Source organism: Bradyrhizobium sp. RDM12 (genome assembly GCF_051917485.1).
Taxonomy (GTDB): Bacteria; Pseudomonadota; Alphaproteobacteria; order Rhizobiales; family Xanthobacteraceae; genus Bradyrhizobium.
Genome location: NZ_CM133064.1, coordinates 7,193,172 through 7,212,984, shown reverse-complemented (window position 1 = coordinate 7,212,984; position 19,813 = coordinate 7,193,172). Strand labels below are relative to the sequence as shown.

The following is a 19,813-nucleotide window of genomic DNA, read 5'->3' as shown; positions in this document are numbered from 1 at the left end:
CCGCGTTGGTCACAACTTCGTCGCAGCGCGCGACAAGAGCTTCCACTCGTCACCCTGCTTCAGCCAGTTCATCAGGATGTGAAGGTTGGTCGGCACTTTTTTCCCATCGGCCGCCATTTCCTGTTCCGCGACCCAGTGGAAGCGCACGATCGCGGCGGGGCCGACGACCTTGATGGTCGGGTCCTGATAGGCAATCGACAGGAATTTCGATTTGCCGTCGGTGGCGTTGGTGATGAAGGTCGCCTTGTCCTCGACTTTGCCGCTGGAATGGCTGTAGCTCAGATCGTCCCAACATAGCGCGGCGAGCGCCTTGGGGTCGGCCGCGATCTGGGCGAGGCGGAAGGCCTCGACCTGCTTCGCTACGGCTTCTTCGTCCGCCGAAGCAGCGAGCGCCGGTGTCGAGAGCGCAAGCGCGGAGACAGCGAGAGTCGAGAGAGCCAGATCGCGTCGATTGATCGTCATCGTTTCCTCCTTTTTGATCTTGCGTGGAGTGTTGCAGCCGCACGCGGCTTTGTCGAGTGGCGCGCGATGGTCATGCGCATGCGTCATTGCGCGCGCGAGGCTCTATTGATACGTGTTCGGCATTGATGCGGCGCGCATTCGGGAAGGTACGGACATGATCGAGACTCTCGGCAGGGCATTGCTGTTCGATATCGACGGTACGCTTGCCAACACCGACCCGCTGCACCTGAAGGCGTTCAACCAGGTGCTCGGTCCTCGCGGTCATGTTTTCGACCACGCGCGTTTCTCAAAGGAGTTGCAAGGCTTCGCCAACGTGTCGATCGGTGAGCGTTTTCTGCCCGATGAAACCTTGGAGCGGCGCGCAGCGATCCTCGGTGAAAAGGAAGAAGTGTTCCGCACGCTGGTCGCAGGGCAGATCGAGCCACTGCCGGGCCTGATGGGGCTGCTCGACCGCGCGGATGCCGCCGGCATCCCGATGGTGGCCGTCACCAACGCGCCGCGTCTCAATGCCGAGCTGCTGTTGTCGGGCCTTGGCATTAGGCAGCGGTTCAAGGCGCTGGTGATCGGCGACGAGCTGCCGCACGGCAAGCCGCATCCGCTGCCCTATCAGGAGGGGCTGCGCTTCGTCGGCGCCAGCGCGGCTGCCTCGATCGCCTTCGAGGATTCCCGCTCCGGCGTGCAGTCGGCGACCGCGGCCGGCATTCCCACCATCGGCATCCGGACCAGCCTCAGCGACGCTGACCTTGTTGGCGCCGGCGCGGTTGCCTCCGCGAGCGCCTTTGACGATCCCGAGTTGCTCGGGCGGCTCGCAGCTGCAATGGCGTGGTGAGGACTTCATCCATTAACCGTGATCGGCGCGCGCATTGACCGCGCGCGCGAACCGCCGCACCATGCATCGTTCTGATTTGAGGCCATTGCCGTGACCGGATTGACCCATCGCCAAGCCGAAATCCTCAATATCGCCCGCGCCTCCGGCCGCGTCATGGTCGAGGAGCTGGCACGCCGGTTCGAAGTCTCGGCGCAGACCATCCGCAAGGACCTCAACGACCTCTGCGAGCGCCGTTCGCTGACCCGTGTCCACGGCGGCGCAATCATCGCCTCGGGCGTCGAGAATCTCGCTTACGAGGCGCGCCGCTTCGTTGCCGCCGACGAGAAGAAGGCGATCGGCGCGGCCGCCGCCTCGCTGATCCCGAACGGTTGCTCGCTCTTCATCAACATCGGCACCACCACGGAGGAGGTCGCGAGCGCGCTGACCTCGCACGAGGACCTGCTCGTCATCACCAACAACCTCAACGTCGCCATGCTGCTCTACCGCCATCCCCGCATCGAGGTGGTGGTCGCCGGCGGCACGGTGCGGCGGGCCGACGGCGCGGTGGTCGGCTCGACCGCAACGCAGCTGATCGGCCAGTTCAAGGTCGACTACGCCATCATCGGCGCGTCCGCGATCGACGAGGAGGGCGCGCTGCTCGACTTCGACTATCGCGAGGTGCAGGTGGCGCAAGCCATCATCGCCAACGCCCGCAGCGTCATGCTGGTGGCTGATTCCACAAAGCTTCGCCGCAGCGCGCCGGTCCGCATCGCCCATATCAGCCAAATCCAGACCTTCGTCACCGACCAGGAACTGCCGGATCGCCTCTCCACCCTCTGCCACAGCAAGGGCATCGAGGTGGTGGCGGCGATGCCGAAAGGAGCGGCGGATATCGATGATGCTCAGGCCGAAGCGCAGGACGCCGCGCCTGAAGCGGCACCTGTGGTGCGGCTGCGATAGGACGCTATGCGCCGTCCCACGGGTTGAGCAGCGCAACGCCCGTAGGTTCGAAATCCCCACATTGCGCGTCACGACCGTCAGGCCGTGAACAAGCGCGGTTGCTGCGATGAGAGCGTCGCGTTCAGCCCGCGGATTGGGAACCTGAAGTTGGGCACAGCGCTGCGCTACGGCCGTATCGATCACCAGGATCCGCCCTTCGAAGCGAACCAGAATTTGAGTGTTGATCCACGTTTGCAAGATGGCACCTTGCGCAGCGTCCTTGCGCTCGATCAGACGCGCGCCAAGTTCAATCTCGAGAATCGAGATGACGGACATGAAGAAATTCGTCGCCGGAACTGCATTGGCCCAAGCGACGACATTGCGATCGGCTTTTTCCGGTCGTCTGAGTTCGGAAATGACATTGGTGTCCAGCAGAAACATCAATCGAGATCGGCGGGCTTGAAGACCCCGCCGGACACGCGAGGCGGGTCGAATTCAAAGTCCGCGCTTGCTTGCGCCAGAGCTTCGGCAAGGCTCATGTGTCCGCCGCTGAGACGCAAATAATCTTCGATCGTCAGCAGCACATGGGCCGGGCGGCCGCGATCCGTAATGAAGACTGGTCCTTGCGATGCAGCTTTTTTCGCGCCGCTGGTGTCCTGATTGAATTCTCGGCTGGTGAGAGTGGTCACCATTGTCAGCCCTCCTCGCTGCGGGCGGCGTCATATGCAGGCAAAGTATATGTAGATATGTTTCTACATTCAAGGTTGCTGGTGCGTGAGTTGGGGCGGTCCTGTCGGCATGCCGTCCAATCACGCCGATCGCGCTGAAATCCCCCCTGTTAGCCTGCCGATCTCTTCCCCATTCTGGCGAGGAAAAAGTTCCACTTTCGCTTCGCTTGGCCCCTCTTTCATCTTGCTTTCGTTTTTCGGTATGATCTAATCAAAAACGAAAGTAGCCACTCGACGGAACGAGTGGTCGCCGGGGGAAGCGTCTGTTGGAGCGAATTTTCGACCTCGCCATCATCGGAGGCGGTGTTAACGGTTGCGGCATCGCGCGCGATGCCGTGGGCCGGGGAAACACTGTTTTCCTGTGCGAAATGAGCGATCTGGCCAGCGGGACGTCGTCCTGGTCGACCAAGCTGGTCCATGGCGGCCTGCGCTATCTCGAATATTACGAGTTCCGGCTGGTCCGTGAAGCGCTGATCGAGCGCGAGATTCTCTGGGGCATCGCGCCCCACATCATCCGTCCCTTGCGTTTCGTCCTGCCGCACCACGCGGGCCTGCGCCCGGCCTGGCTGCTGCGCCTTGGCCTGTTTCTCTATGATCACATCGGCGGTCGTCATCTGCTGCCGGCGACCCGCTCGGTCGATCTCCGGCGCGACGAGGTCGGCCGCCCGCTGATCCCGAATCGCTATAGTCGCGCGTTCGAATATTCCGACTGCTTCGTCGATGATGCCCGCCTCGTCGTGCTCAATGCGCGCGACGCCGCCGACAAGGGCGCCGAGATCTGCACCCGCACCCGTGCGACGGATATCAAGCAGTCCGACGGCGTCTGGACCGTCGGCATGGTCGACACGCTGACCGGCGCGCGCTCGCAGGTTCAGGCCCGCGCGCTGGTCAATGCCGGCGGCCCCTGGGTCGAGGACGTGCTCGGCCGCGGCGCCGGCGTCGACGCGAAAGCAAAGGTGCGCCTGGTGCAGGGCTCGCACATCGTGGTGAAGAAGCTCTATGACCACGACCGCGCCTACATGTTCCAGAACGCCGACGGCCGGATCATCTTCGTCATTCCCTATCAGGACGATTTTACGCTGATCGGCACCACCGACCGCGACTATGACGGCGATCCCTCCAAGGTGAAGGCGACAGCGGAAGAGATCCAATATCTCTGTGCTGCTGCCAGCGAGTATCTCGCCAAGCCGGTGACATCAGAGGACGTGGTCTGGACCTATTCCGGCGTACGGCCGCTTTATGACGACGGCGCCAGCGAGGCCAAGGCGGCGACCCGCGATTACGTGTTCGAGCTCGACACGCCCGGCGGTTCGCCGCTGCTGTCGATCTACGGCGGCAAGATCACGACCTATCGCCGCCTCGCCGAAGAGGCGCTGGAACGGCTCGCGCCCTATCTTCGCAGTGCGAAAGCGCGCGAAGGCTGGACCGGCAAATGGCCGCTGCCGGGCGGCGACATGGATGTGTCGGCCGTCGAGGGCCTGATCGGCGAGCTCCAGCGCGGCTATCCCTTCCTGAGCCATGAGCATGCGCGACGTCTCGCGCGCGCTTATGGCACCCGCGCCATCAAATTGCTCGGCGACGCCAGATCGGCCGCGGATCTCGGCCAGGCCTTTGGCGCAACTCTGAGCGAACGTGAGGTTCGCTACCTGATGACCAACGAATGGGCGGTGACCGCCGAGGATATCGTCTGGCGCCGCTCCAAGCTCGGACTGCGGCTATCTGCCGACGAAATTGCCGCCCTGGACGACTGGATCAGGACCCACATTGTATCGCAAAGTCCTCTGCTGGAAGCAGGAGGACGCTCATGAGCGTGACACTCGATCACGTGACCCGGACCGTCGATGGCATCGAGCACATCCGCGACGTCTCGCTGACGCTGGAGAGTGGCACGCTCAACGTGCTGCTCGGGCCGACGCTGTCCGGCAAGACGTCGATCATGCGGCTGCTCGCCGGCCTCGACAAGCCGAGCACGGGCAAATTGCTGGTCAACGGCAAGGACGTCACGGGCGTCGACGTGCGCCAGCGTTCGGTCGCGATGGTCTATCAGCAGTTCATCAATTACCCCTCGCTCACGGTCTATGAAAACATTGCCTCGCCCTTGCGCGTGCAGGGCAAGCCGCGCCAGGAGATCGAGACGCGCGTGGCGGAAGCCGCCCGGCTGCTCCGGCTCGAACCGTTCCTGGAGCGAACGCCGCTCCAGCTCTCCGGCGGCCAGCAGCAGCGCACCGCCATGGCCCGCGCGCTGGTCAAGGGCGCCGATCTCGTGCTGCTCGACGAGCCGCTCGCCAATCTCGACTACAAGCTGCGCGAGGAGCTGCGCACCGAGCTGCCGCGCATCTTCGAGGCCTCCGGCGCGATCTTCGTCTATGCCACCACCGAACCGACCGAGGCCTTGCTGCTCGGCGGCAACACGGTCTGCATGTGGGAGGGCCGGGCGCTCCAGATCGGCGAAACGCCCGGGGTCTACCGCCGTCCGCAGACGCTACGCGTCGCGCAGGTGTTTTCCGATCCGCCGCTCAATCTCGTTGGCATCGAGAAGAAGAACGGTTCCGTACAATATGCGGGAGGCATCGCCGCGCCGGCGTCTGGTCTTTATTCCTCTCTCGCCGACGGTGCCTATCGTGTCGGTTTTCGCGCGCACCAGCTTGCACTCGCCAATGGCGAGACTGACCGCCATGCCTTCCATGCCACGGTGACGGTGACCGAGATCACCGGTTCGGAGAGTTTCGTGCATTTGACCCGTGACGGATCGAACTGGGTTGCGGTGCTGCACGGCGTGCACGAGTTCGAGCCCGGCCAGACCATCGATGCCGTGCTCGATCCCAACGATGTCTTCGTGTTCGACGCGGCCGACCGTCTGGTCGCTGCGCCGAGCTCGTGAGGGAGGTGCGCCATGGCTCGCATTGACCTCGTCGATCTCGCTCATTCCTACGGCGGCAATGATGCGCCGCAGGAAAGCTTTGCGCTGAAGCCGGTGACCATGACCTGGCGGCAGGGTGGCGCTTATGCGCTGCTCGGCCCGTCCGGCTGCGGCAAGACCACGCTGCTCAACGTCATCTCCGGCATCATCACGCCGTCGAGGGGGAAAATCCTGTTCGACGGCCGGGACATCACACCCCTGTCAACCCAGAAGCGCAACATCGCCCAGGTGTTCCAGTTTCCGGTGATCTACGACACCATGACGGTGGGGCAGAACCTGGCGTTTCCGCTGAAGAACCGCGGCGTGCCGAAGGCCGAGATCGACAAGCGCGTCGCCGAGATCGGCCGCCTGCTCGACCTCGAGCCCTATCTGAACCGCAAGGCGACGCGGCTCACCGCCGACGCCAAGCAGAAGATTTCGCTTGGCCGCGGCCTTGTCCGCTCCGACGTCGCCGCCGTGCTGTTCGACGAGCCGCTGACGGTGATCGATCCCGAGTTGAAATGGCAGCTCCGCTCCAAGCTGAAGGCGCTGCATCGCGAGCTCGACCTCACGATGATCTACGTTACCCACGACCAGACCGAAGCGCTGACCTTTGCCGACACCGTCGTGGTCATGCATGACGGGCGCGTGGTGCAGAGTGGCACGCCGGCCGAGCTGTTCGACAAGCCGGCCCACACCTTTGTCGGTTATTTCATCGGCTCGCCCGGCATGAACATCCTGCCGGCCGAAGTGAAGGACGCGAGGCCAAGGTCGGCGGCCACGTCATCGCGCTCAACCGCGCTTACGACAATCTGCCGGCAAACGCCAAGATCGAGATCGGCGTGCGTCCGGAATTCGTCGACGTCGTCGCGCCGACACCCGGCCTGCTCACCGCGAAGATCGAGCGCATCGACGATCTCGGCCGCATCCGCTTTGCGCGCGCGCGTCTCGGCGACGCCAAGCTCGCGGCGCGGGCGCCTGCGGGCTTCACCAGCTCCGACGGCACGGCCGGGCTGAAACTCGATCCGGCGCACATCCACGTCTATGCCGACAGCCTTCTGGTGGAAGGAGCCGCCTGATGGACAAGACCGTCAACCAAAAAGCCTGGTTCCTGGTGCTGCCGGTCTTCCTGGTCGTCGCCTTCTCGGCGGTGCTGCCGTTGATGACGGTGGTGAATTATTCGATGCAGGACACCTTCGGCAACAACCAGTTCTTCTGGAACGGCGTCGGCTGGTTCAAGGAATTGCTCGATCCCTCGACCGATCTCGGCGGTCGCTTCCTGGCTTCGCTCGGCCGCAATCTGTTCTTCTCGCTGGTCATCCTCGCTATCGAGGTGCCGCTCGGTATCGTGGTGGCGCTGTCGATGCCGCGCCAGGGGTGGACGGTCGCGGCCTGCCTCGTGACCCTCGCGCTGCCGCTGCTGATTCCGTGGAACGTCGTCGGCACGATCTGGCAGATCTTTGGCCGTCCCGACATCGGCTTGCTCGGCTACGTGCTGAATGCCATCGGCATCGACTATAATTACGTGTCCAACGACATCGACGCCTGGGTCACGGTCATCGTGATGGACGTCTGGCACTGGACCAGCCTCGTCGCGCTGCTCTGCTATGCCGGCCTGAAGTCGATCCCGGAGGCCTATTACCAGGCCGCCCAGATCGACGGCGCCTCGCGCTGGGCCGTGTTCAAGGCGATCCAGTTGCCGAAGATGAACCGCGTGCTGCTGATCGCGGTGCTGCTGCGCTTCATGGACAGCTTCATGATCTACACCGAGCCGTTCGTCGTCACCGGCGGCGGGCCCGGTAACTCGACCACTTTCGTCTCGATCGAACTCGTCAAGATCGCGCTCGGCCAGTTCGACCTCGGCAAGGCTGCCGCGCTCTCGCTGGTCTACAATCTGATCATCCTGATCGTCTGCTGGATCTTCTACACCGTCATGACAAATGCCGGCAACGAACGGAAACCCCAGGAAGGAGCCGCGTGATGCACTCGATCCCCGGCCGCCGTTTCATCATGGGGCTGTTCCTGATCTTCCTGCTGTTGCCGATCTACTGGCTCGTCAACATGAGCTTCAAGACCAACGGCGAGATCATCTCGACGATGACGCTGTGGCCGCACGCCCCGACGCTTCAGCACTACAGGCGTATCTTCACCGACGAGAGCTGGTATTCCGGCTATGTCAATTCGCTGGAATACGTCGTTATCAATACCATTATCTCGATCTCGGTGGCGCTGCCGGCGGCCTACGCGTTCTCGCGCTACCGTTTCCTCGGCGACAAGCATCTGTTCTTCTGGCTGCTGTCGAACCGGATGGCGCCGGCGGCGGTCTATGCGCTGCCGTTCTTCAACCTCTATTCGGCGATCGGCCTGTTCGATACGCCCTGGGCGGTGGCGCTCGCGCATTGCATCTTCAACGTGCCGCTGGCGGTGTGGATCCTCGAGGGCTTCGTCTCCGGCGTGCCGCGCGAGATCGACGAGACCGCCTTCCTCGATGGCTATTCCTTCCCGCGCTTCTTCATCAGGATCCTCGTGCCGCTGATCGCGAGCGGCATCGGTGTCGCGGCGTTCTTTTGCTTCATGTTCTCCTGGGTCGAGCTCTTGCTCGCGCGTACGCTGACCTCGGTCAACGCCAAGCCGATCGCCGCCGTGATGACGCGCACGGTGTCGGCGGCCGGCATGGACTGGGGCTTGCTGGCGGCTGCCGGCGTGCTCACCATCATTCCGGGAGCACTCGTGATCTGGTTCGTCCGCAACTACATCGCGCGCGGCTTCGCGCTCGGCCGGGTGTAGGAGGTTTTCATGGACTCCATTGCATGGATGGCCTGGACGCTGCCGACCGCAATCTTCTTTGCGGCGCTCGCGTGCACGCTGGCCGTCATGACCTGGCTCGCTGCTGCCTATCCCGAGGCCGAGCGCGTCGGGATCCTGCGCATCCCGACCACGCGCGGCGACCGCCTGTTCATTTCGCTGATCATGGCCGCCGTCATCCACCTGTTGTGGATTGGCCTCGTCGGCACCGATCCGATCGCGACGATTCCGGTCGGAGGAGAGGGAATTGAGATATCGAGCCTGTGGCTCGCAACCGTGATTTCGCTTGTTTCAGGCGCGGTGATTTTTCGCACCGTCTGAGGCAGGCGAGAAAGAGCAGATCCGGGGTCTACCCGGGCCTGGATTTAGTTTGTCGCTGCAACCGGAGGAAATTAGATGCGACACTTGACGACCAAGGACAGTCTTCTGACCATGACCAGCGCGGTGGCGCTGATCGCGGCTTCGATGACGATTGCCGCGCCGGCGCGCGCGGACGAAGCCGCTGCCAAGAAGTGGATCGACAGCGAATTCCAGCCGTCGACCCTGTCGAAAGACGACCAGATGAAGGAAATGCAGTGGTTCATCAAGGCCGCTGAACCCTTCAAGGGCATGGAGATCAACGTCGTCTCCGAGACGCTGACGACCCACGAGTACGAATCCCGCACGCTCGCCAAGGCGTTCGAGGAAATCACCGGCATCAAGGTCAAGCACGACATCATCCAGGAAGGTGACGTCGTCGAGAAGATCCAGACCCAGATGCAGTCCGGCAAGAATGTCTATGACGGCTGGATCAACGACTCCGACTTCATCGGAACGCACTTCCGCTACGGCCAAGCCGTCGATCTGACGGACTGGATGGCCAAGGACGCCAAGGACGTCACCGATCCGATGCTCGACATCAACGACTTCATCGGCAAGTCGTTCACGACGGCGCCGAACGGTCACCTCTATCAGCTGCCCGACCAGCAGTTCGCGAACCTCTATTGGTTCCGCTACGACTGGTTCACCAACCCGGACTACAAGGCCAAGTTCAAGGCCAAATATGGCTACGATCTCGGCGTTCCCGTGAACTGGTCGGCCTATGAAGACATCGCCGAGTTCTTCACCAACGATGTGAAGGAAATCAACGGCGTCCGTGTTTATGGGCACATGGATTACGGCAAGAAGGACCCTTCGCTCGGCTGGCGTTTCACCGACGCCTGGTTGTCGATGGCCGGTAACGGCGACAAGGGTCTACCGAACGGCCTGCCGGTCGACGAATGGGGCATCCGCATGGAGGGCTGCCGGCCGGTCGGCTCGTCAGTGGAACGTGGCGGCGACGTCAACGGCCCGGCGGCGGTCTATTCGATCGTCAAGTATCTCGACTGGATGAAGAAGTATGCCCCGCCGCAGGCGCAAGGCATGACCTTCTCCGAATCCGGTCCGGTGCCGTCGCAAGGCAATATCGCCCAGCAGATCTTCTGGTACACCGCTTTCACCGCCGACATGGTGAAACCCGGTCTGCCGGTGATGAATGCGGACGGTACGCCGAAATGGCGCATGGCTCCGTCGCCGCACGGCTCCTACTGGAAGGAAGGCATGAAGCTCGGTTATCAGGACGTGGGTTCGGCAACGCTTCTGAAGTCGACCCCGGTCGATCGCCGCAAGGCAGCCTGGCTCTATCTCCAGTTCATCGTCTCCAAGACGGTGAGCGCGAAGAAGAGCCATGTCGGTCTCACCTTCATCCGTGAATCCGACATCTGGGACAAGTCGTTCACCGAACGTGCGCCGAAGCTCGGCGGCCTGATCGAGTTCTACCGCTCGCCCGCGCGCGTGCAGTGGACCCCGACCGGCAACAACGTGCCTGACTACCCGAAGCTTGCGCAATTGTGGTGGCAGAACATCGGCGATGCGTCGTCCGGTGCGAAGACGCCGCAGGCTGCGATGGACTCGCTTGCTGCTGCCCAGGACTCGGTGATGGAGCGTCTGGAGAAATCCGGCGTGCAAGGCGCTTGCGGACCGAAGCTCAACAAGAAGGAGACGGCTGAGTACTGGTTCGCGAAGTCGGCCAAGGACGGCAACATCGCGCCCCAGCGCAAGCTGGCGAACGAAAAGCCGAAGGGCGAAACCGTCGATTACGACACGCTGATCAAGTCGTGGCCGGCCTCTCCGCCGAAGCGTGCTGAAGCGAAGTAATTCGCGGACGTCATGATGGCCGGGTTCGTCCCGGCCACCCAGAAGCAGGAGGCCGGGAGTGATCCCGGCCTTTTGTCTTGTTGGCCTATTGCCTTATCGGCGGCCTTGATCTGAATTGGCGAGCCGAGATCCGGAAGCGAGACTTCGCCATGCGCATGATGTTCCGTTGCGATCCCAATCTGGCCGACCGTCTGGCGCGGCCCTATCCCGCACGCACGGCCTTGCCCGACTGGTTGCGCGCGATGCCCGCGAAGGCGCATTCGGAGATCCACGGCCGGGACATCCGCACCGTCAAGCAATGTCCGCCGTTTGTCGATGCGATGGCTTATGGGATCATGATTCCCTTGCCGTGCGACATCAGGATTGAGGCTGGACGATTCACGTGGATTGGGACATTCCCGAGCCGGCGACGTCGGGACATCCACGTGCGCCTCTGAGCTTTCACCCCGCAGCGCAATTCGCTGCTGCGCCGTTCGCGAACGGACGGTCCGCGATCAAGTTCAACAGCTTCTGGACCATCGAGCTCGAACCCGGCTGGTCGCTGTTCGCGACGCATCCCGTCAACCGCGATGATCTGCCATTCCGGCTCGTGTCGGGTTTGGTCGATGCCGACCGGTTTCATGACGGCGGCATCAATTTTCCGGCCGTATGGACCCGGCCCGATTTTTCGGGCGTCCTCGAAAAGGGCACGCCGGTCGCGCAGTGTTTTGCGGTGCCGCGTGAGGCGCCCGAGCTCGTGTTCGAGGGCTTTGATGACGCCCACCAGCAAGCTTATGCGAAGGTCGTTGCCGAAGTGCTGGCTGCGCCCAACGTCTACCGCAAGCAGTTTCGCGCGAAGCGTGGGCGGCTAACTCGCTAAAGCGCGACGCAATCCATCCTCGTCCAGCCAGAGCCGGCCGTGCGACGCCGAGGTCAACGCCATCGCAATGGAGCCGATGAGCTGCGGGCGCAGGCGGTAGGCTTGCGCAAAGGCGCGCATGGCGGCGTCGACGTCTCCACTCTCCTGCAAGGCGATGCCGAGATTGAGTGCGGCCTCGGCATGATCGGGCCTGAGTTCGAACGCCTTCTGGTAGGCGCTTGCGGCGCCGGCGTGGTCACGCAAATCCTGTCGCGCGACGCCAAGATCGAACCACACCGAAGCGGGCGCGCCCGGTGCTGCCGCTTGCGCCAGCAGACTTGCGGCGGTGGCGGGATCGCCATCCTCCCACGCTAGCCGACCGAGTCGTGCTGCGGCTTCCTGGTGGCCGGGAATGACCTTCAGGATCGCTCGCCAGGATCTGCGCGCTTGAGCCCTCATGCCAGCCTGATCGAGCGTTCTCGCCTTCTCGACGAAGAATTCGCGTTGCGGGCTGATAGCGATTGCGGAATCGATGTGCGAGCGCGACGTCGAAGCTGCCTTCGCTGCGTGCAATGCGGGCGGCAAGCAGCCGGGCTGCGGCATTGCCGGGGCGCTTGGCCAGGCTCACGTCGATATGCGCATGAGCTGGGGCGATGGCATTCCTGGAGAACAACACCGCGGCCAGCAGATGATGCAGCATCGGATCGCCGGGCACGCGTGCGAGGCCTTGTTCGCACAGACGTTGCGCCTCATCCGGCTTGCCCGAATTGAACGCTTCAGTCGCGCGGCGAACGAGTGTCTCAGTGTCATCCATCGCCGCATTAGAGCAAGGATGCGACGAGGCAGCAATACAGGGCGGTCACGCCGCCAGTCTCGTGACGGACGCTACGGCAAGCGTGGACGCTCGCTTGCTCTTGCCAAAACGAAAGGCCGGGAGCGATCCCGACCTTTTTCCCTTCTTCATTTCTTCCGGAAGTGGGCAGCGGGGAGGAGACTACTCCGCCGGCTCGGTGGCGAGCGTCGGGTAGTCCGTGTAGCCCTTGGCGCCGCCGCCGTAGAACGTGTTCTTGTCCCAATCGTTCAACGCCGCACCCTTCTTCAGCCGCTCGACCAGGTCGGGATTGGAGATGAAAGGCTTGCCGAAGGCGATCAAATCGGCCGCGTTCGCGTCGAGCACCTTGGTCGCGAGATCCAAATCGTAGCCGTTGTTCGCGATGTAGGCGCCCGAGAAGCGCTTGCGCAGGCTCGCATAGTCGAACGGCGCGAAGTCGCGCGGGCCGCCGGTGGCGCCTTCGACGACATGGAGGTAGACGAGCTTCAGCGCGCTGAGGCCGTCGGTGATGTGATCGAACAACGCCTGCGGGTTGGAATCGGCAATGTCGTTGGCGGGCGTCACTGGCGAGATGCGGATGCCGGTGCGGTCGGCGCCGGCCTCGGCCACGACGGCCTTGGAGACTTCCAGCATCAGTTTCGCACGGTTCTCGATCGAGCCGCCATAGGCGTCGGTGCGCTTGTTGGCACCGTCCTTGGCGAACTGGTCGAGCAGATAGCCGTTGGCGCCGTGGATCTCGACCCCGTCAAATCCGGCCTCCAGCGCGTTCTTCGCGGCGCGCTTGAAGTCGTCGATGATGCCTGGAATTTCGGAGAGCTCGAGCGCGCGGGGCTCGGAGACGTCGGCGAAGGTGCCGTTCACAAAAGTCTTGCCCTTGGCGCGGATCGCGCTCGGCGCCACCGGGGCCGCGCCGTTAGCCTGGAGGTCGACATGCGAGATCCGGCCGACATGCCAAAGCTGGATGAAGATCTTGCCGCCGCGCTCATGCACCTTGTCGGTGACCCTGCGCCAGCCCGCGACCTGATCCTTCGAATAGATGCCGGGAGTGTCCTGGTAGCCCTGGCCTTGCTGCGAGACCTGGCTCGCTTCCGTGATCAGCAGGCCCGCAGAGGCACGCTGGCTGTAATAGTCGGCGGCGAGCGGAGAGGGGACGAAGGTTCCGGGCGCGGCGCGGTTGCGCGTCAGCGGTGCCATCACGAAACGGTTCGCCAGCGTGATCGGGCCGAGCTTGTAGGTCTCAAACAATTTGGTCGGACGGCTCATTGGGGTGCTTCCAGCGGTTATGAGGTCCGGAACACTTGTGCATTGCGATATCAGGCGCAAGGGATGAGCCATACGGAAAGTGCAGGCATGCTGCGCGGCAGGGCCCGCGCAGCATAATTGATGTGCATTTTCGGCTGCCGCAGCGCGAATTCACTGCCCGGCGTGCGAACTGACAAAGTCAGCTTGCGCCGAGGAAATCGCGCTTGCCGATCTCGACGCCGTTGTGACGCATGATGCCGTGCGCCGTGGTGGCGTGGAAATAGAAGTTCGGCAGCGAGACGGCGCTGAAGAACTGCTGGCCCTTGAGCGTCATGGTCCGGTCCGGGCCCGCCGGGAAGGTCACGTCCCTGGTGTCGGCACCTTCGAACTGCTCCGGCTTGTACGATTTCACGTAGTCGATCGTCTTGGCGAGCCGCTGTTTCAGCTCCTCGAACGTCTTTTCCGTGTCGGGCATCGACGGCACCTCGCTATGGGTCAGCCTGGCGCATCCCTTGGCGGCGAAATCGCTGGCGAGCTGGATCTGCTTCGATAGCGGCAGCATGTCCGGGAACAGGCGCGAGCCGAGCAGCACGCTCGGGTCGATCTTTTTGGCCGCGCAATGCGCCTCGGCCTTGGTGAGCAGGCCGATGAGGCTGTTCAGCATTTGCAGATAGGCGGGGACGACGGCGTCGTGGAAGGACATGTGATGCTCGCTTCAATGGTGGGAGATATCAGGAGAAAACCTGAGCCACTCACATGGGAGTCTCATGGAATAATACAATCGCCGAAGCGGCTTGTGCGGTGCGAAAATTCTACCGGATCGTCGCCTGGGGCTGCGCCTGTGCCGTGCTGCCGCGCATGCGGGCCAGAAGCTCCGCGGTCGGCCAGGAATCGGCGGGCAGGCCGTATTTGATCTGCATCGCCTTCACGGCGGCGCGGCTCTGCTGGCCCAGCACGCCGTCGACCTTGCCGACGTTGAAGCCGGCTTGGACCAGAAGCTGCTGCAATTGCTTGAGCTCGTTGAACGGCAGCTGTGCGACCTGCCCGGCCGGCTTGCGCATCGGGGCCGCGCCCGCAATGCGCGAAGCGAGATAGCCCGCGGTGGTCGAATAGATCAGCGAGTTATTCCATTCGGTGTAGGCCGCGAAATTCGCATACGCCATGAAGGCCGGCCCAAAGCGTCCCATTGGCAGCAGCACGGACGCCGCGAGATTGTCGTTCGGCAGCGGACGGCCGTCGAGATAGGTGACGCCGAACTGCGCCCATTTCGAGCGCGGCAGCTGCACGCTGAGATCGGTCTGATCCCATGGCAGGTTCTGCGGCACCTTGATCTCTTCCAGCCACGGCTCGCCGCGCCGCCACTTCAAGCCGTTGGCGATGTAGTTCGCGGTCGAGCCGATCACGTCGTCCTCGCTGCGCAGGAGGTCGCGCCGGCCGTCGCCGTCATAGTCGACGGCATAGTTGACGTAATGCGTCGGCAGGAACTGGGTCTGGCCGAGTTCGCCCGCCCAGGAGCCGATCATCTCGTCGGGCGTGAGATCGCCGCGGTCGATCACCTTCAGCGCGGCGATGGTCTCGTTCACGAACATTTCCGAACGGCGGCAATCATAGGCGAGCGACACCAGCGATTTCAGCGTCGGCAGATTGCCCATGTTGACGCCGAAGTCGCTCTCCAGGCCCCAGAACGCGGCGATCACCGCCGGCGGAACGCCGTACTCCTTTTCGGCGCGCGCGAACGCCGCCGCGTGCTTCTTGATGTGCTGCTGGCCGTTCTGCATGCGATAGGGCGCGGCCATGCGGCCGGCAAATTCGGTGAAGAGCTGGCCGAAAACGCGCTGGCCGCGGTCGCGATTGACGATGCCCTGGTCGTAGACGAGGTAGGGCGAAGCCTCCGATATCGTTCGCTGCGACACGCCCGCCGCAACCGCCTGCTGTTTCACGTCGGCGAGGAAGCGATCGAAGTTCTGCCCATTGTGGCACGAGGCCGCGCGCGGCGAGGGCGTGGTCGCCCTGGGGGCTGCGGGCTTGGCGGGTGGTGGCAGAAATTGGGCGGAGGCGGGAAGCGAGAGCGCGATCGCGATCGTTGCGACCGCAAGGCGAGAACCAAAGCAGTTCATCGGCATCTATATCTCTGGTGCTGTCGGAGGGCTGCTAGGCCGCCAATACGGCGCGCTTCACAGCGAGGGGAAGGGCGATCTCGCGGAAGAATGTCTTCGGATAGAGGTAGTCCTCGCCGGACTCATCGACGATCCGCAGCATGTCGAGTTTATCGGCTGCCGGATCGCGCAGCGCCACGTAAATCTTGCGCTTTTCGAGGGACGCCTCGTAGCCCTCATTGTCAACGCAGATCACCAGTTGCTTATTTCGCGATTTCGTCATGTTGGTCAGAGCAGGCTCTTGATCTTGAATTCCTTGCGGCCGATGCCGGCAGCCTCATACCAATGTATCTCAGCAAGGTGGGTAGAGCCATCGGATAATCGCACCCGTGCGATGCCCTTGCGCTTGCGGCAACGTCCCCGCCCATAAATCCGCCGCAGCCGTGCGATCTCGCGGATGCCCGAAGCGCTGGCGAAGGTTTCGACCTCGGTGATGTCGCCGAGAATCTCGAATTGCATGGCTTCGATCGTGCCCGGCTGTTCCGGGCCGGGTCAAGTGCCGCGGCTCCGCGACGCACCCTGAAACCTTGCATCCGGGCCCGGGTCATCCCTACTTCACCCTTGCCGGTCAGCAGTGCCCCAGCGGCCATGGCCGGCTTGGAGACGGCCATGAACTATTTTCGTACCGCAATGCTTCTCGCAGGCCTCACCGCCCTGTTCATGGGCGTGGGCTATCTGATCGGCGGCGCCTCAGGCGCCATGATCGCGCTCGTGATTGCGGCGGCGACCAATCTCTTCACCTACTGGAACTCCGACCGCGCGGTGCTGTCGATGTACGGTGCCCATCAGGTCGACCGTCAAAGCGCGCCGGAGCTGGTCGGGCTCGTCGCCGAGCTTGCGAGCCGCGCGGGCCTGCCGATGCCGCGCGTGTTCGTGATGGACGAAGCACAGCCCAACGCGTTCGCGACCGGCCGCAATCCCGAGAACGCCGCCGTCGCCGTCACCACTGGCCTGATGAACCAGCTCAGCCGCGAGGAGCTTGCCGGCGTGATCGCGCACGAGCTCGCGCACATCAAGCATCACGACACGCTGCTGATGACCATCACCGCGACCATCGCGGGCGCGATCTCGATGCTGGCGCAGTTCGGCATGTTCTTCGGCGGCAACCGCGACAACAACGGCCCCGGCGTCGTCGGCTCGATCCTGATGATGATCCTGGCGCCGCTCGGAGCCATGCTGGTGCAGATGGCGATCAGCCGCACTCGCGAATACGCCGCCGACAATCTCGGCGCGCGGATCGCGGGACAGCCGATGTGGCTGGCCTCGGCGCTGGTGAAGATCGAGGGCGCCGCGCATCAGGTGCCGAACTATGACGCCGAACGAAATCCCGCGACCGCACATATGTTCATCATCAACCCGCTGTCGGGCCATGGCATGGACAACCTCTTCGCCACCCATCCCTCGACGCAGAACCGCATCGCGGCGCTCCAGCAGCTCGCGGCCGAACTCGGCACGCGAGCGACGCCGTCGGTCGGCGCCAACGAGAATTATCCGCCGCGAGGCCCTGGGGCCGCTCATCCCCGCGCGGCCCTTGGGGCTGATGCGGAATCCGCCGGATTTTGGCTGGCGTTGTGACCTGGCGCACACAGGGCCGGCCTCGCCGGTGTTAACACCTCACGGAGAGTGTTCCTTCGAAAGGGGATGCGTGGCCGGCCCGTCGCCGGTCGCCGTCGAAGATGACCAGAGCTGCCGTGCCATTGTTGATCGTCCTGGGCGTGGCCATTGGCCTGTCCACGCATACGGTCGTGAATTGCGGCGACGAGGACGAGCCCGACATCTGCTCGGCCGTGATCGGCTTCTCGCCGTTTCGCGGCTCCCTGATCGCCTTCGCCTATGAGGGGCGCGGACGGATCGCGCTGCGCCACGGCGACAACGGCCGGGCGATCGCCGATTTCAACGAGGCCATCCATCTCAATCCCAACCGCGCCTCGCTCTATCGCGATCGCGCACAGGCGTACCGTCAGAATGGCGAGCTGAGCCTCGCGATTGCCGACTATGACGAGGCGATCGCGCTCGATCCCAGGCCGGCGGTGCCCTATCGCGAGCGCGGCCTCGCGCTCGCTGCCAAGGGTGATCTTGACCGCGCGATTTTGAGCTACAGCACGGCGGTCCGCCTCGACCCGACGGACCCGCAGTCCCGCCTCGACCGTGGCCTTGCGTTCCTCGCCCGCGGCCAGGCTGACGATGCTCGTGCAGATTTCGAGGCCGCCGTTGCGTTGCCGTCCGGCAAGAACGGCCGCACACGCGACGCCGCGCGCGAGAGACTCGACGAGCTTGCCCGCGCCGAGCCGACCCGGGTGTCGACGCCGCGGCGGTGAAATTCCCGTGCTTTTTCCCCTCTCCCCTTGTGGGAGCGGGTGGCTCGCCGCGTGGCGGCGAGACGGATGAGGGGTATCTCACCGCGTGCAAATCTCTTGCATTGAATTCGTGGAAGCAACCCCTCATCCGGCGCTTCGCGCCACCTTCTCCCACAAGGGGAGAAGGAAAGCCGGCTACTTCGCCTTCCTGGCTTTGGCCTTCTTGGCCTTCGCGGCCTTCTTCGCCGGCTTGTCCTTGGCCGGCTTCTCGGCCTTCGCCTCGACAGGCGTGCTGGCGGCCAGCCGCATGGCGCGCGCGTAGCTGTCGGCGACGTTGTCGGCAGACATCTGGAGGCGCTTTGCAGCGGCGCTGGCCTGCTCCATGGTGGCTTTGGCCATCATCTTGAAGCGGGCGCCGGTCTCCTTGCCCTTGGCCTTGGCCGCAAGGCCGCTGAAGCGATCCCGCCGCTGCTTGGCGCGGGTCATCAGGCCCGTCTGCAGCTGTCTGGCCAGTTGCCGGATCACGACATCCAGGTCGGCGTCCGCCATGTCTTCTATCCTCTTCGAAACAGTCCCACTCGATGCGGCGGGACTATGCAGATCAGGCCCCGCCTTGGCAATTCCCGCCCGGGCGTCATCCGCAGCTTCCGGTTATCAAAACAAAAAAGCCGCGCATCTCGCGCGGCTTTTGGCATTGGCTTGGCGCGAGGTGCGCCGTGTCGGCGTTATTTCAGCGAGGCGACCGGTCCGCTTGAGCTTGCTGCCGGATCGGGGTCGAAGCCGAACACGCCGACCAGATATTTGTAATAATCCGGCATCTTCTCCTTGAGCGCCTCGCGGGTCTTGGGATCGTGGAATTCGCTCTTGCCGGCCAGGAAGATGCTGGCGGTGACCGCAAAGAACTCCATGTGGTTCTTCAGCGCATAGGATTCCTTGGGCAGGAAATCCTTGGACTTGGCATAGGCGTAATAGCTGATCACGCCCTTGTTGGCGTAGCCGTCCGGCAACAGCCGCGCGTGATAGGCATGCAGCATCTCGTGGAGCAGCACGGCCTCTTTCTCGTAACGCATCATGTCCGGCCGGACCATGATGACGCCGAGCCCGGAATCGACCGCGAGGTCGACGGCGTTCGGGTTGGTCCAGCGCTGCTTGTCGTGGTCCCACACCGTCAGGGTGCGCGGGGTGGTGCGCTGGATATCCGGCGTGACCCGGCCGTAGCAGGCGGTTGCGGCGCCTTCATCGAGGCAGGCCAACTCGCTCGCGATGATCGGGACGGTCCGGAAGAAGCGCAGCACGCGCGGCGAGAATCCGGCGCCTTCGACGACGTCGATCTGCTGCTTGAGGTTCTCGGTGAGCTTGTCGACGTCCTTGCGCTCGGAATTCTCCGACACGTCGAACATGTAGCCGCGGTAGCTCTGGAAGCCGGGCGGCAGCGCCTTGGCGGCATCGGCGGACGCGGCGTCGAGCGAGCCGGCGGTGGACGGATTGGCGAACAGCGCGCCGGCAATGGTCGCGGTCAGCAGCAACGCAATGCGCATGATGAACCCCCTGATGTCACTTCACGCGGCAGGATAGGCTGCCCTTGTTTGCGAAAAGTGAGTGGGGCGACAGTAAGGCAGCGATGTTGAGGCG

Annotated in this window: 21 protein-coding genes and 4 pseudogenes; 13 read left to right on the top strand and 12 right to left on the bottom strand. The window is 63.6% G+C overall.

What is annotated here, in order from left to right; translation table 11 throughout:
• Window positions 1–9: 9 nt before the first annotated feature.
• A complete protein-coding gene (locus tag ACTGJ9_RS35210; protein ID WP_456674790.1) occupies window positions 10–462 on the bottom strand; it encodes a nuclear transport factor 2 family protein in 453 nt (150 codons plus the stop codon).
• A 154-nt stretch (window positions 463–616) separates the two neighbouring features.
• Between ACTGJ9_RS35210 and ACTGJ9_RS35205 the strand changes: the two genes are divergently transcribed.
• Both ACTGJ9_RS35205 and ACTGJ9_RS35200 read left to right on the top strand, forming a co-directional pair.
• The gene (locus ACTGJ9_RS35205; RefSeq protein WP_456674789.1) at window positions 617–1,291 is read left to right on the top strand and encodes an HAD family hydrolase; all 675 of its coding nucleotides are present in this window, start codon (window positions 617–619) and stop codon (window positions 1,289–1,291) included.
• Between the two features lie 90 nt (window positions 1,292–1,381).
• A complete protein-coding gene (locus ACTGJ9_RS35200; RefSeq protein WP_456674788.1) occupies window positions 1,382–2,230 on the top strand; it encodes a DeoR/GlpR family DNA-binding transcription regulator in 849 nt (282 codons plus the stop codon).
• Between the two features lie 4 nt (window positions 2,231–2,234).
• Here ACTGJ9_RS35200 and ACTGJ9_RS35195 read toward each other — a convergent pair.
• Both ACTGJ9_RS35195 and ACTGJ9_RS35190 read right to left on the bottom strand, forming a co-directional pair.
• Window positions 2,235–2,650, bottom strand: a pseudogene (locus ACTGJ9_RS35195) (PIN domain-containing protein).
• Window positions 2,650–2,901: a type II toxin-antitoxin system Phd/YefM family antitoxin gene (locus ACTGJ9_RS35190; RefSeq protein ID WP_456674787.1), complete on the bottom strand. Its 252-nt coding sequence runs from the start codon at window positions 2,899–2,901 to the stop codon at window positions 2,650–2,652. The pseudogene ACTGJ9_RS35195 and the gene ACTGJ9_RS35190 overlap by 1 nt, the downstream one beginning before the upstream one ends.
• Window positions 2,902–3,203: 302 nt before the next feature.
• On the opposite strand from ACTGJ9_RS35190, the gene glpD reads away from it, so the two are divergent.
• The 9 genes and pseudogenes from glpD (at window position 3,204) to ACTGJ9_RS35145 (ending at window position 11,675) form a co-directional block, all read left to right on the top strand.
• Window positions 3,204–4,745 carry a glycerol-3-phosphate dehydrogenase gene (glpD, locus tag ACTGJ9_RS35185; protein WP_456674786.1) on the top strand — a complete coding sequence of 514 codons (1,542 nt, stop codon included), beginning with the start codon at window positions 3,204–3,206 and terminating at the stop codon, window positions 4,743–4,745.
• Entirely contained in the window at window positions 4,742–5,818 is a 1,077-nt protein-coding gene (locus ACTGJ9_RS35180; protein WP_456674785.1) for an ABC transporter ATP-binding protein, read from the top strand. Before glpD ends, ACTGJ9_RS35180 begins: the two co-directional genes overlap by 4 nt.
• Window positions 5,819–5,830: 12 nt before the next feature.
• Window positions 5,831–6,915, top strand: a pseudogene (locus ACTGJ9_RS35175) (ABC transporter ATP-binding protein).
• Window positions 6,915–7,817 carry a carbohydrate ABC transporter permease gene (locus tag ACTGJ9_RS35170; RefSeq protein ID WP_456674784.1) on the top strand — a complete coding sequence of 301 codons (903 nt, stop codon included), beginning with the start codon at window positions 6,915–6,917 and terminating at the stop codon, window positions 7,815–7,817. The pseudogene ACTGJ9_RS35175 and the gene ACTGJ9_RS35170 overlap by 1 nt, the downstream one beginning before the upstream one ends.
• On the top strand, window positions 7,817–8,623 hold the full coding sequence (locus tag ACTGJ9_RS35165; protein WP_456674783.1) for a carbohydrate ABC transporter permease: 807 nt from the start codon (window positions 7,817–7,819) through the stop codon (window positions 8,621–8,623). Before ACTGJ9_RS35170 ends, ACTGJ9_RS35165 begins: the two co-directional genes overlap by 1 nt.
• 9 nt (window positions 8,624–8,632) lie before the next feature.
• Entirely contained in the window at window positions 8,633–8,962 is a 330-nt protein-coding gene (locus tag ACTGJ9_RS35160; RefSeq protein WP_456674782.1) for a DUF2160 domain-containing protein, read from the top strand.
• 75 nt (window positions 8,963–9,037) lie between these two features.
• Window positions 9,038–10,816: an ABC transporter substrate-binding protein gene (locus ACTGJ9_RS35155; protein WP_456674781.1), complete on the top strand. Its 1,779-nt coding sequence runs from the start codon at window positions 9,038–9,040 to the stop codon at window positions 10,814–10,816.
• A gap of 149 nt (window positions 10,817–10,965) precedes the next feature.
• Window positions 10,966–11,253 carry a hypothetical protein gene (locus ACTGJ9_RS35150; protein ID WP_456674780.1) on the top strand — a complete coding sequence of 96 codons (288 nt, stop codon included), beginning with the start codon at window positions 10,966–10,968 and terminating at the stop codon, window positions 11,251–11,253.
• Complete coding sequence (locus ACTGJ9_RS35145; RefSeq protein ID WP_456674779.1) at window positions 11,199–11,675, top strand: hypothetical protein; 477 nt, start codon at window positions 11,199–11,201, stop codon at window positions 11,673–11,675. The genes ACTGJ9_RS35150 and ACTGJ9_RS35145 overlap by 55 nt, the downstream gene beginning before the upstream one ends.
• On the opposite strand, the gene ACTGJ9_RS35140 is transcribed toward ACTGJ9_RS35145, so the two are convergent.
• The 7 genes and pseudogenes from ACTGJ9_RS35140 to ACTGJ9_RS35110 all read right to left on the bottom strand — a co-directional run bounded on the left by ACTGJ9_RS35140 (window position 11,664) and on the right by ACTGJ9_RS35110 (window position 16,343).
• The gene (locus ACTGJ9_RS35140; protein WP_456674778.1) at window positions 11,664–12,257 is read right to left on the bottom strand and encodes a tetratricopeptide repeat protein; all 594 of its coding nucleotides are present in this window, start codon (window positions 12,255–12,257) and stop codon (window positions 11,664–11,666) included. The two genes, ACTGJ9_RS35145 and ACTGJ9_RS35140, sit on opposite strands and share 12 nt — an antisense overlap.
• Window positions 12,258–12,285: 28 nt before the next feature.
• Window positions 12,286–12,468, bottom strand: a pseudogene (locus ACTGJ9_RS35135) (tetratricopeptide repeat protein); the annotation flags it as partial.
• A 180-nt stretch (window positions 12,469–12,648) separates the two neighbouring features.
• The gene (locus ACTGJ9_RS35130) at window positions 12,649–13,749 is read right to left on the bottom strand and encodes an alkene reductase (RefSeq protein WP_456674777.1); all 1,101 of its coding nucleotides are present in this window, start codon (window positions 13,747–13,749) and stop codon (window positions 12,649–12,651) included.
• A 178-nt stretch (window positions 13,750–13,927) separates the two neighbouring features.
• Window positions 13,928–14,431 (bottom strand): DUF1993 domain-containing protein, encoded by a 504-nt coding sequence (locus ACTGJ9_RS35125; protein WP_456674776.1) that lies wholly within the window; start codon window positions 14,429–14,431, stop codon window positions 13,928–13,930.
• Between the two features lie 109 nt (window positions 14,432–14,540).
• The gene (locus tag ACTGJ9_RS35120) at window positions 14,541–15,851 is read right to left on the bottom strand and encodes a lytic murein transglycosylase (protein ID WP_456674775.1); all 1,311 of its coding nucleotides are present in this window, start codon (window positions 15,849–15,851) and stop codon (window positions 14,541–14,543) included.
• A gap of 28 nt (window positions 15,852–15,879) precedes the next feature.
• Complete coding sequence (locus tag ACTGJ9_RS35115) at window positions 15,880–16,080, bottom strand: hypothetical protein (protein WP_456674774.1); 201 nt, start codon at window positions 16,078–16,080, stop codon at window positions 15,880–15,882.
• Between the two features lie 32 nt (window positions 16,081–16,112).
• Window positions 16,113–16,343: a hypothetical protein gene (locus ACTGJ9_RS35110; protein ID WP_456674773.1), complete on the bottom strand. Its 231-nt coding sequence runs from the start codon at window positions 16,341–16,343 to the stop codon at window positions 16,113–16,115.
• Between the two features lie 150 nt (window positions 16,344–16,493).
• Here ACTGJ9_RS35110 and htpX point away from each other — a divergent pair.
• Window positions 16,494–17,425 (top strand): annotated as a pseudogene (htpX, locus tag ACTGJ9_RS35105) (zinc metalloprotease HtpX).
• 135 nt (window positions 17,426–17,560) lie between these two features.
• On the top strand, window positions 17,561–18,202 hold the full coding sequence (locus tag ACTGJ9_RS35100; RefSeq protein ID WP_456674772.1) for a tetratricopeptide repeat protein: 642 nt from the start codon (window positions 17,561–17,563) through the stop codon (window positions 18,200–18,202).
• A 174-nt stretch (window positions 18,203–18,376) separates the two neighbouring features.
• On the opposite strand, the gene ACTGJ9_RS35095 is transcribed toward ACTGJ9_RS35100, so the two are convergent.
• Both ACTGJ9_RS35095 and ACTGJ9_RS35090 read right to left on the bottom strand, forming a co-directional pair.
• Window positions 18,377–18,730 (bottom strand): hypothetical protein, encoded by a 354-nt coding sequence (locus ACTGJ9_RS35095; protein ID WP_456674771.1) that lies wholly within the window; start codon window positions 18,728–18,730, stop codon window positions 18,377–18,379.
• 176 nt (window positions 18,731–18,906) lie between these two features.
• The gene (locus ACTGJ9_RS35090) at window positions 18,907–19,719 is read right to left on the bottom strand and encodes a hypothetical protein (RefSeq protein WP_456674770.1); all 813 of its coding nucleotides are present in this window, start codon (window positions 19,717–19,719) and stop codon (window positions 18,907–18,909) included.
• Between the last annotated feature and the right edge of the window lie 94 nt (window positions 19,720–19,813).

Coding starts and splice junctions, on each gene's coding strand:
- ACTGJ9_RS35210 (WP_456674790.1), bottom strand. CDS start 462: ATGACGATCAATCGACGCGATCTGGCTCTCTCGACTCTCGCTGTCTCC.
- ACTGJ9_RS35205 (WP_456674789.1), top strand. CDS start 617: ATGATCGAGACTCTCGGCAGGGCATTGCTGTTCGATATCGACGGTACG.
- ACTGJ9_RS35190 (WP_456674787.1), bottom strand. CDS start 2,901: ATGGTGACCACTCTCACCAGCCGAGAATTCAATCAGGACACCAGCGGC.
- ACTGJ9_RS35180 (WP_456674785.1), top strand. CDS start 4,742: ATGAGCGTGACACTCGATCACGTGACCCGGACCGTCGATGGCATCGAG.
- ACTGJ9_RS35170 (WP_456674784.1), top strand. CDS start 6,915: ATGGACAAGACCGTCAACCAAAAAGCCTGGTTCCTGGTGCTGCCGGTC.
- ACTGJ9_RS35165 (WP_456674783.1), top strand. CDS start 7,817: ATGCACTCGATCCCCGGCCGCCGTTTCATCATGGGGCTGTTCCTGATC.
- ACTGJ9_RS35160 (WP_456674782.1), top strand. CDS start 8,633: ATGGACTCCATTGCATGGATGGCCTGGACGCTGCCGACCGCAATCTTC.
- ACTGJ9_RS35155 (WP_456674781.1), top strand. CDS start 9,038: ATGCGACACTTGACGACCAAGGACAGTCTTCTGACCATGACCAGCGCG.
- ACTGJ9_RS35150 (WP_456674780.1), top strand. CDS start 10,966: ATGCGCATGATGTTCCGTTGCGATCCCAATCTGGCCGACCGTCTGGCG.
- ACTGJ9_RS35140 (WP_456674778.1), bottom strand. CDS start 12,257: ATGCCGCAGCCCGGCTGCTTGCCGCCCGCATTGCACGCAGCGAAGGCA.
- ACTGJ9_RS35130 (WP_456674777.1), bottom strand. CDS start 13,749: ATGAGCCGTCCGACCAAATTGTTTGAGACCTACAAGCTCGGCCCGATC.
- ACTGJ9_RS35125 (WP_456674776.1), bottom strand. CDS start 14,431: ATGTCCTTCCACGACGCCGTCGTCCCCGCCTATCTGCAAATGCTGAAC.
- ACTGJ9_RS35120 (WP_456674775.1), bottom strand. CDS start 15,851: ATGCCGATGAACTGCTTTGGTTCTCGCCTTGCGGTCGCAACGATCGCG.
- ACTGJ9_RS35110 (WP_456674773.1), bottom strand. CDS start 16,343: ATGCAATTCGAGATTCTCGGCGACATCACCGAGGTCGAAACCTTCGCC.
- ACTGJ9_RS35100 (WP_456674772.1), top strand. CDS start 17,561: ATGACCAGAGCTGCCGTGCCATTGTTGATCGTCCTGGGCGTGGCCATT.
- ACTGJ9_RS35095 (WP_456674771.1), bottom strand. CDS start 18,730: ATGGCGGACGCCGACCTGGATGTCGTGATCCGGCAACTGGCCAGACAG.
- ACTGJ9_RS35090 (WP_456674770.1), bottom strand. CDS start 19,719: ATGCGCATTGCGTTGCTGCTGACCGCGACCATTGCCGGCGCGCTGTTC.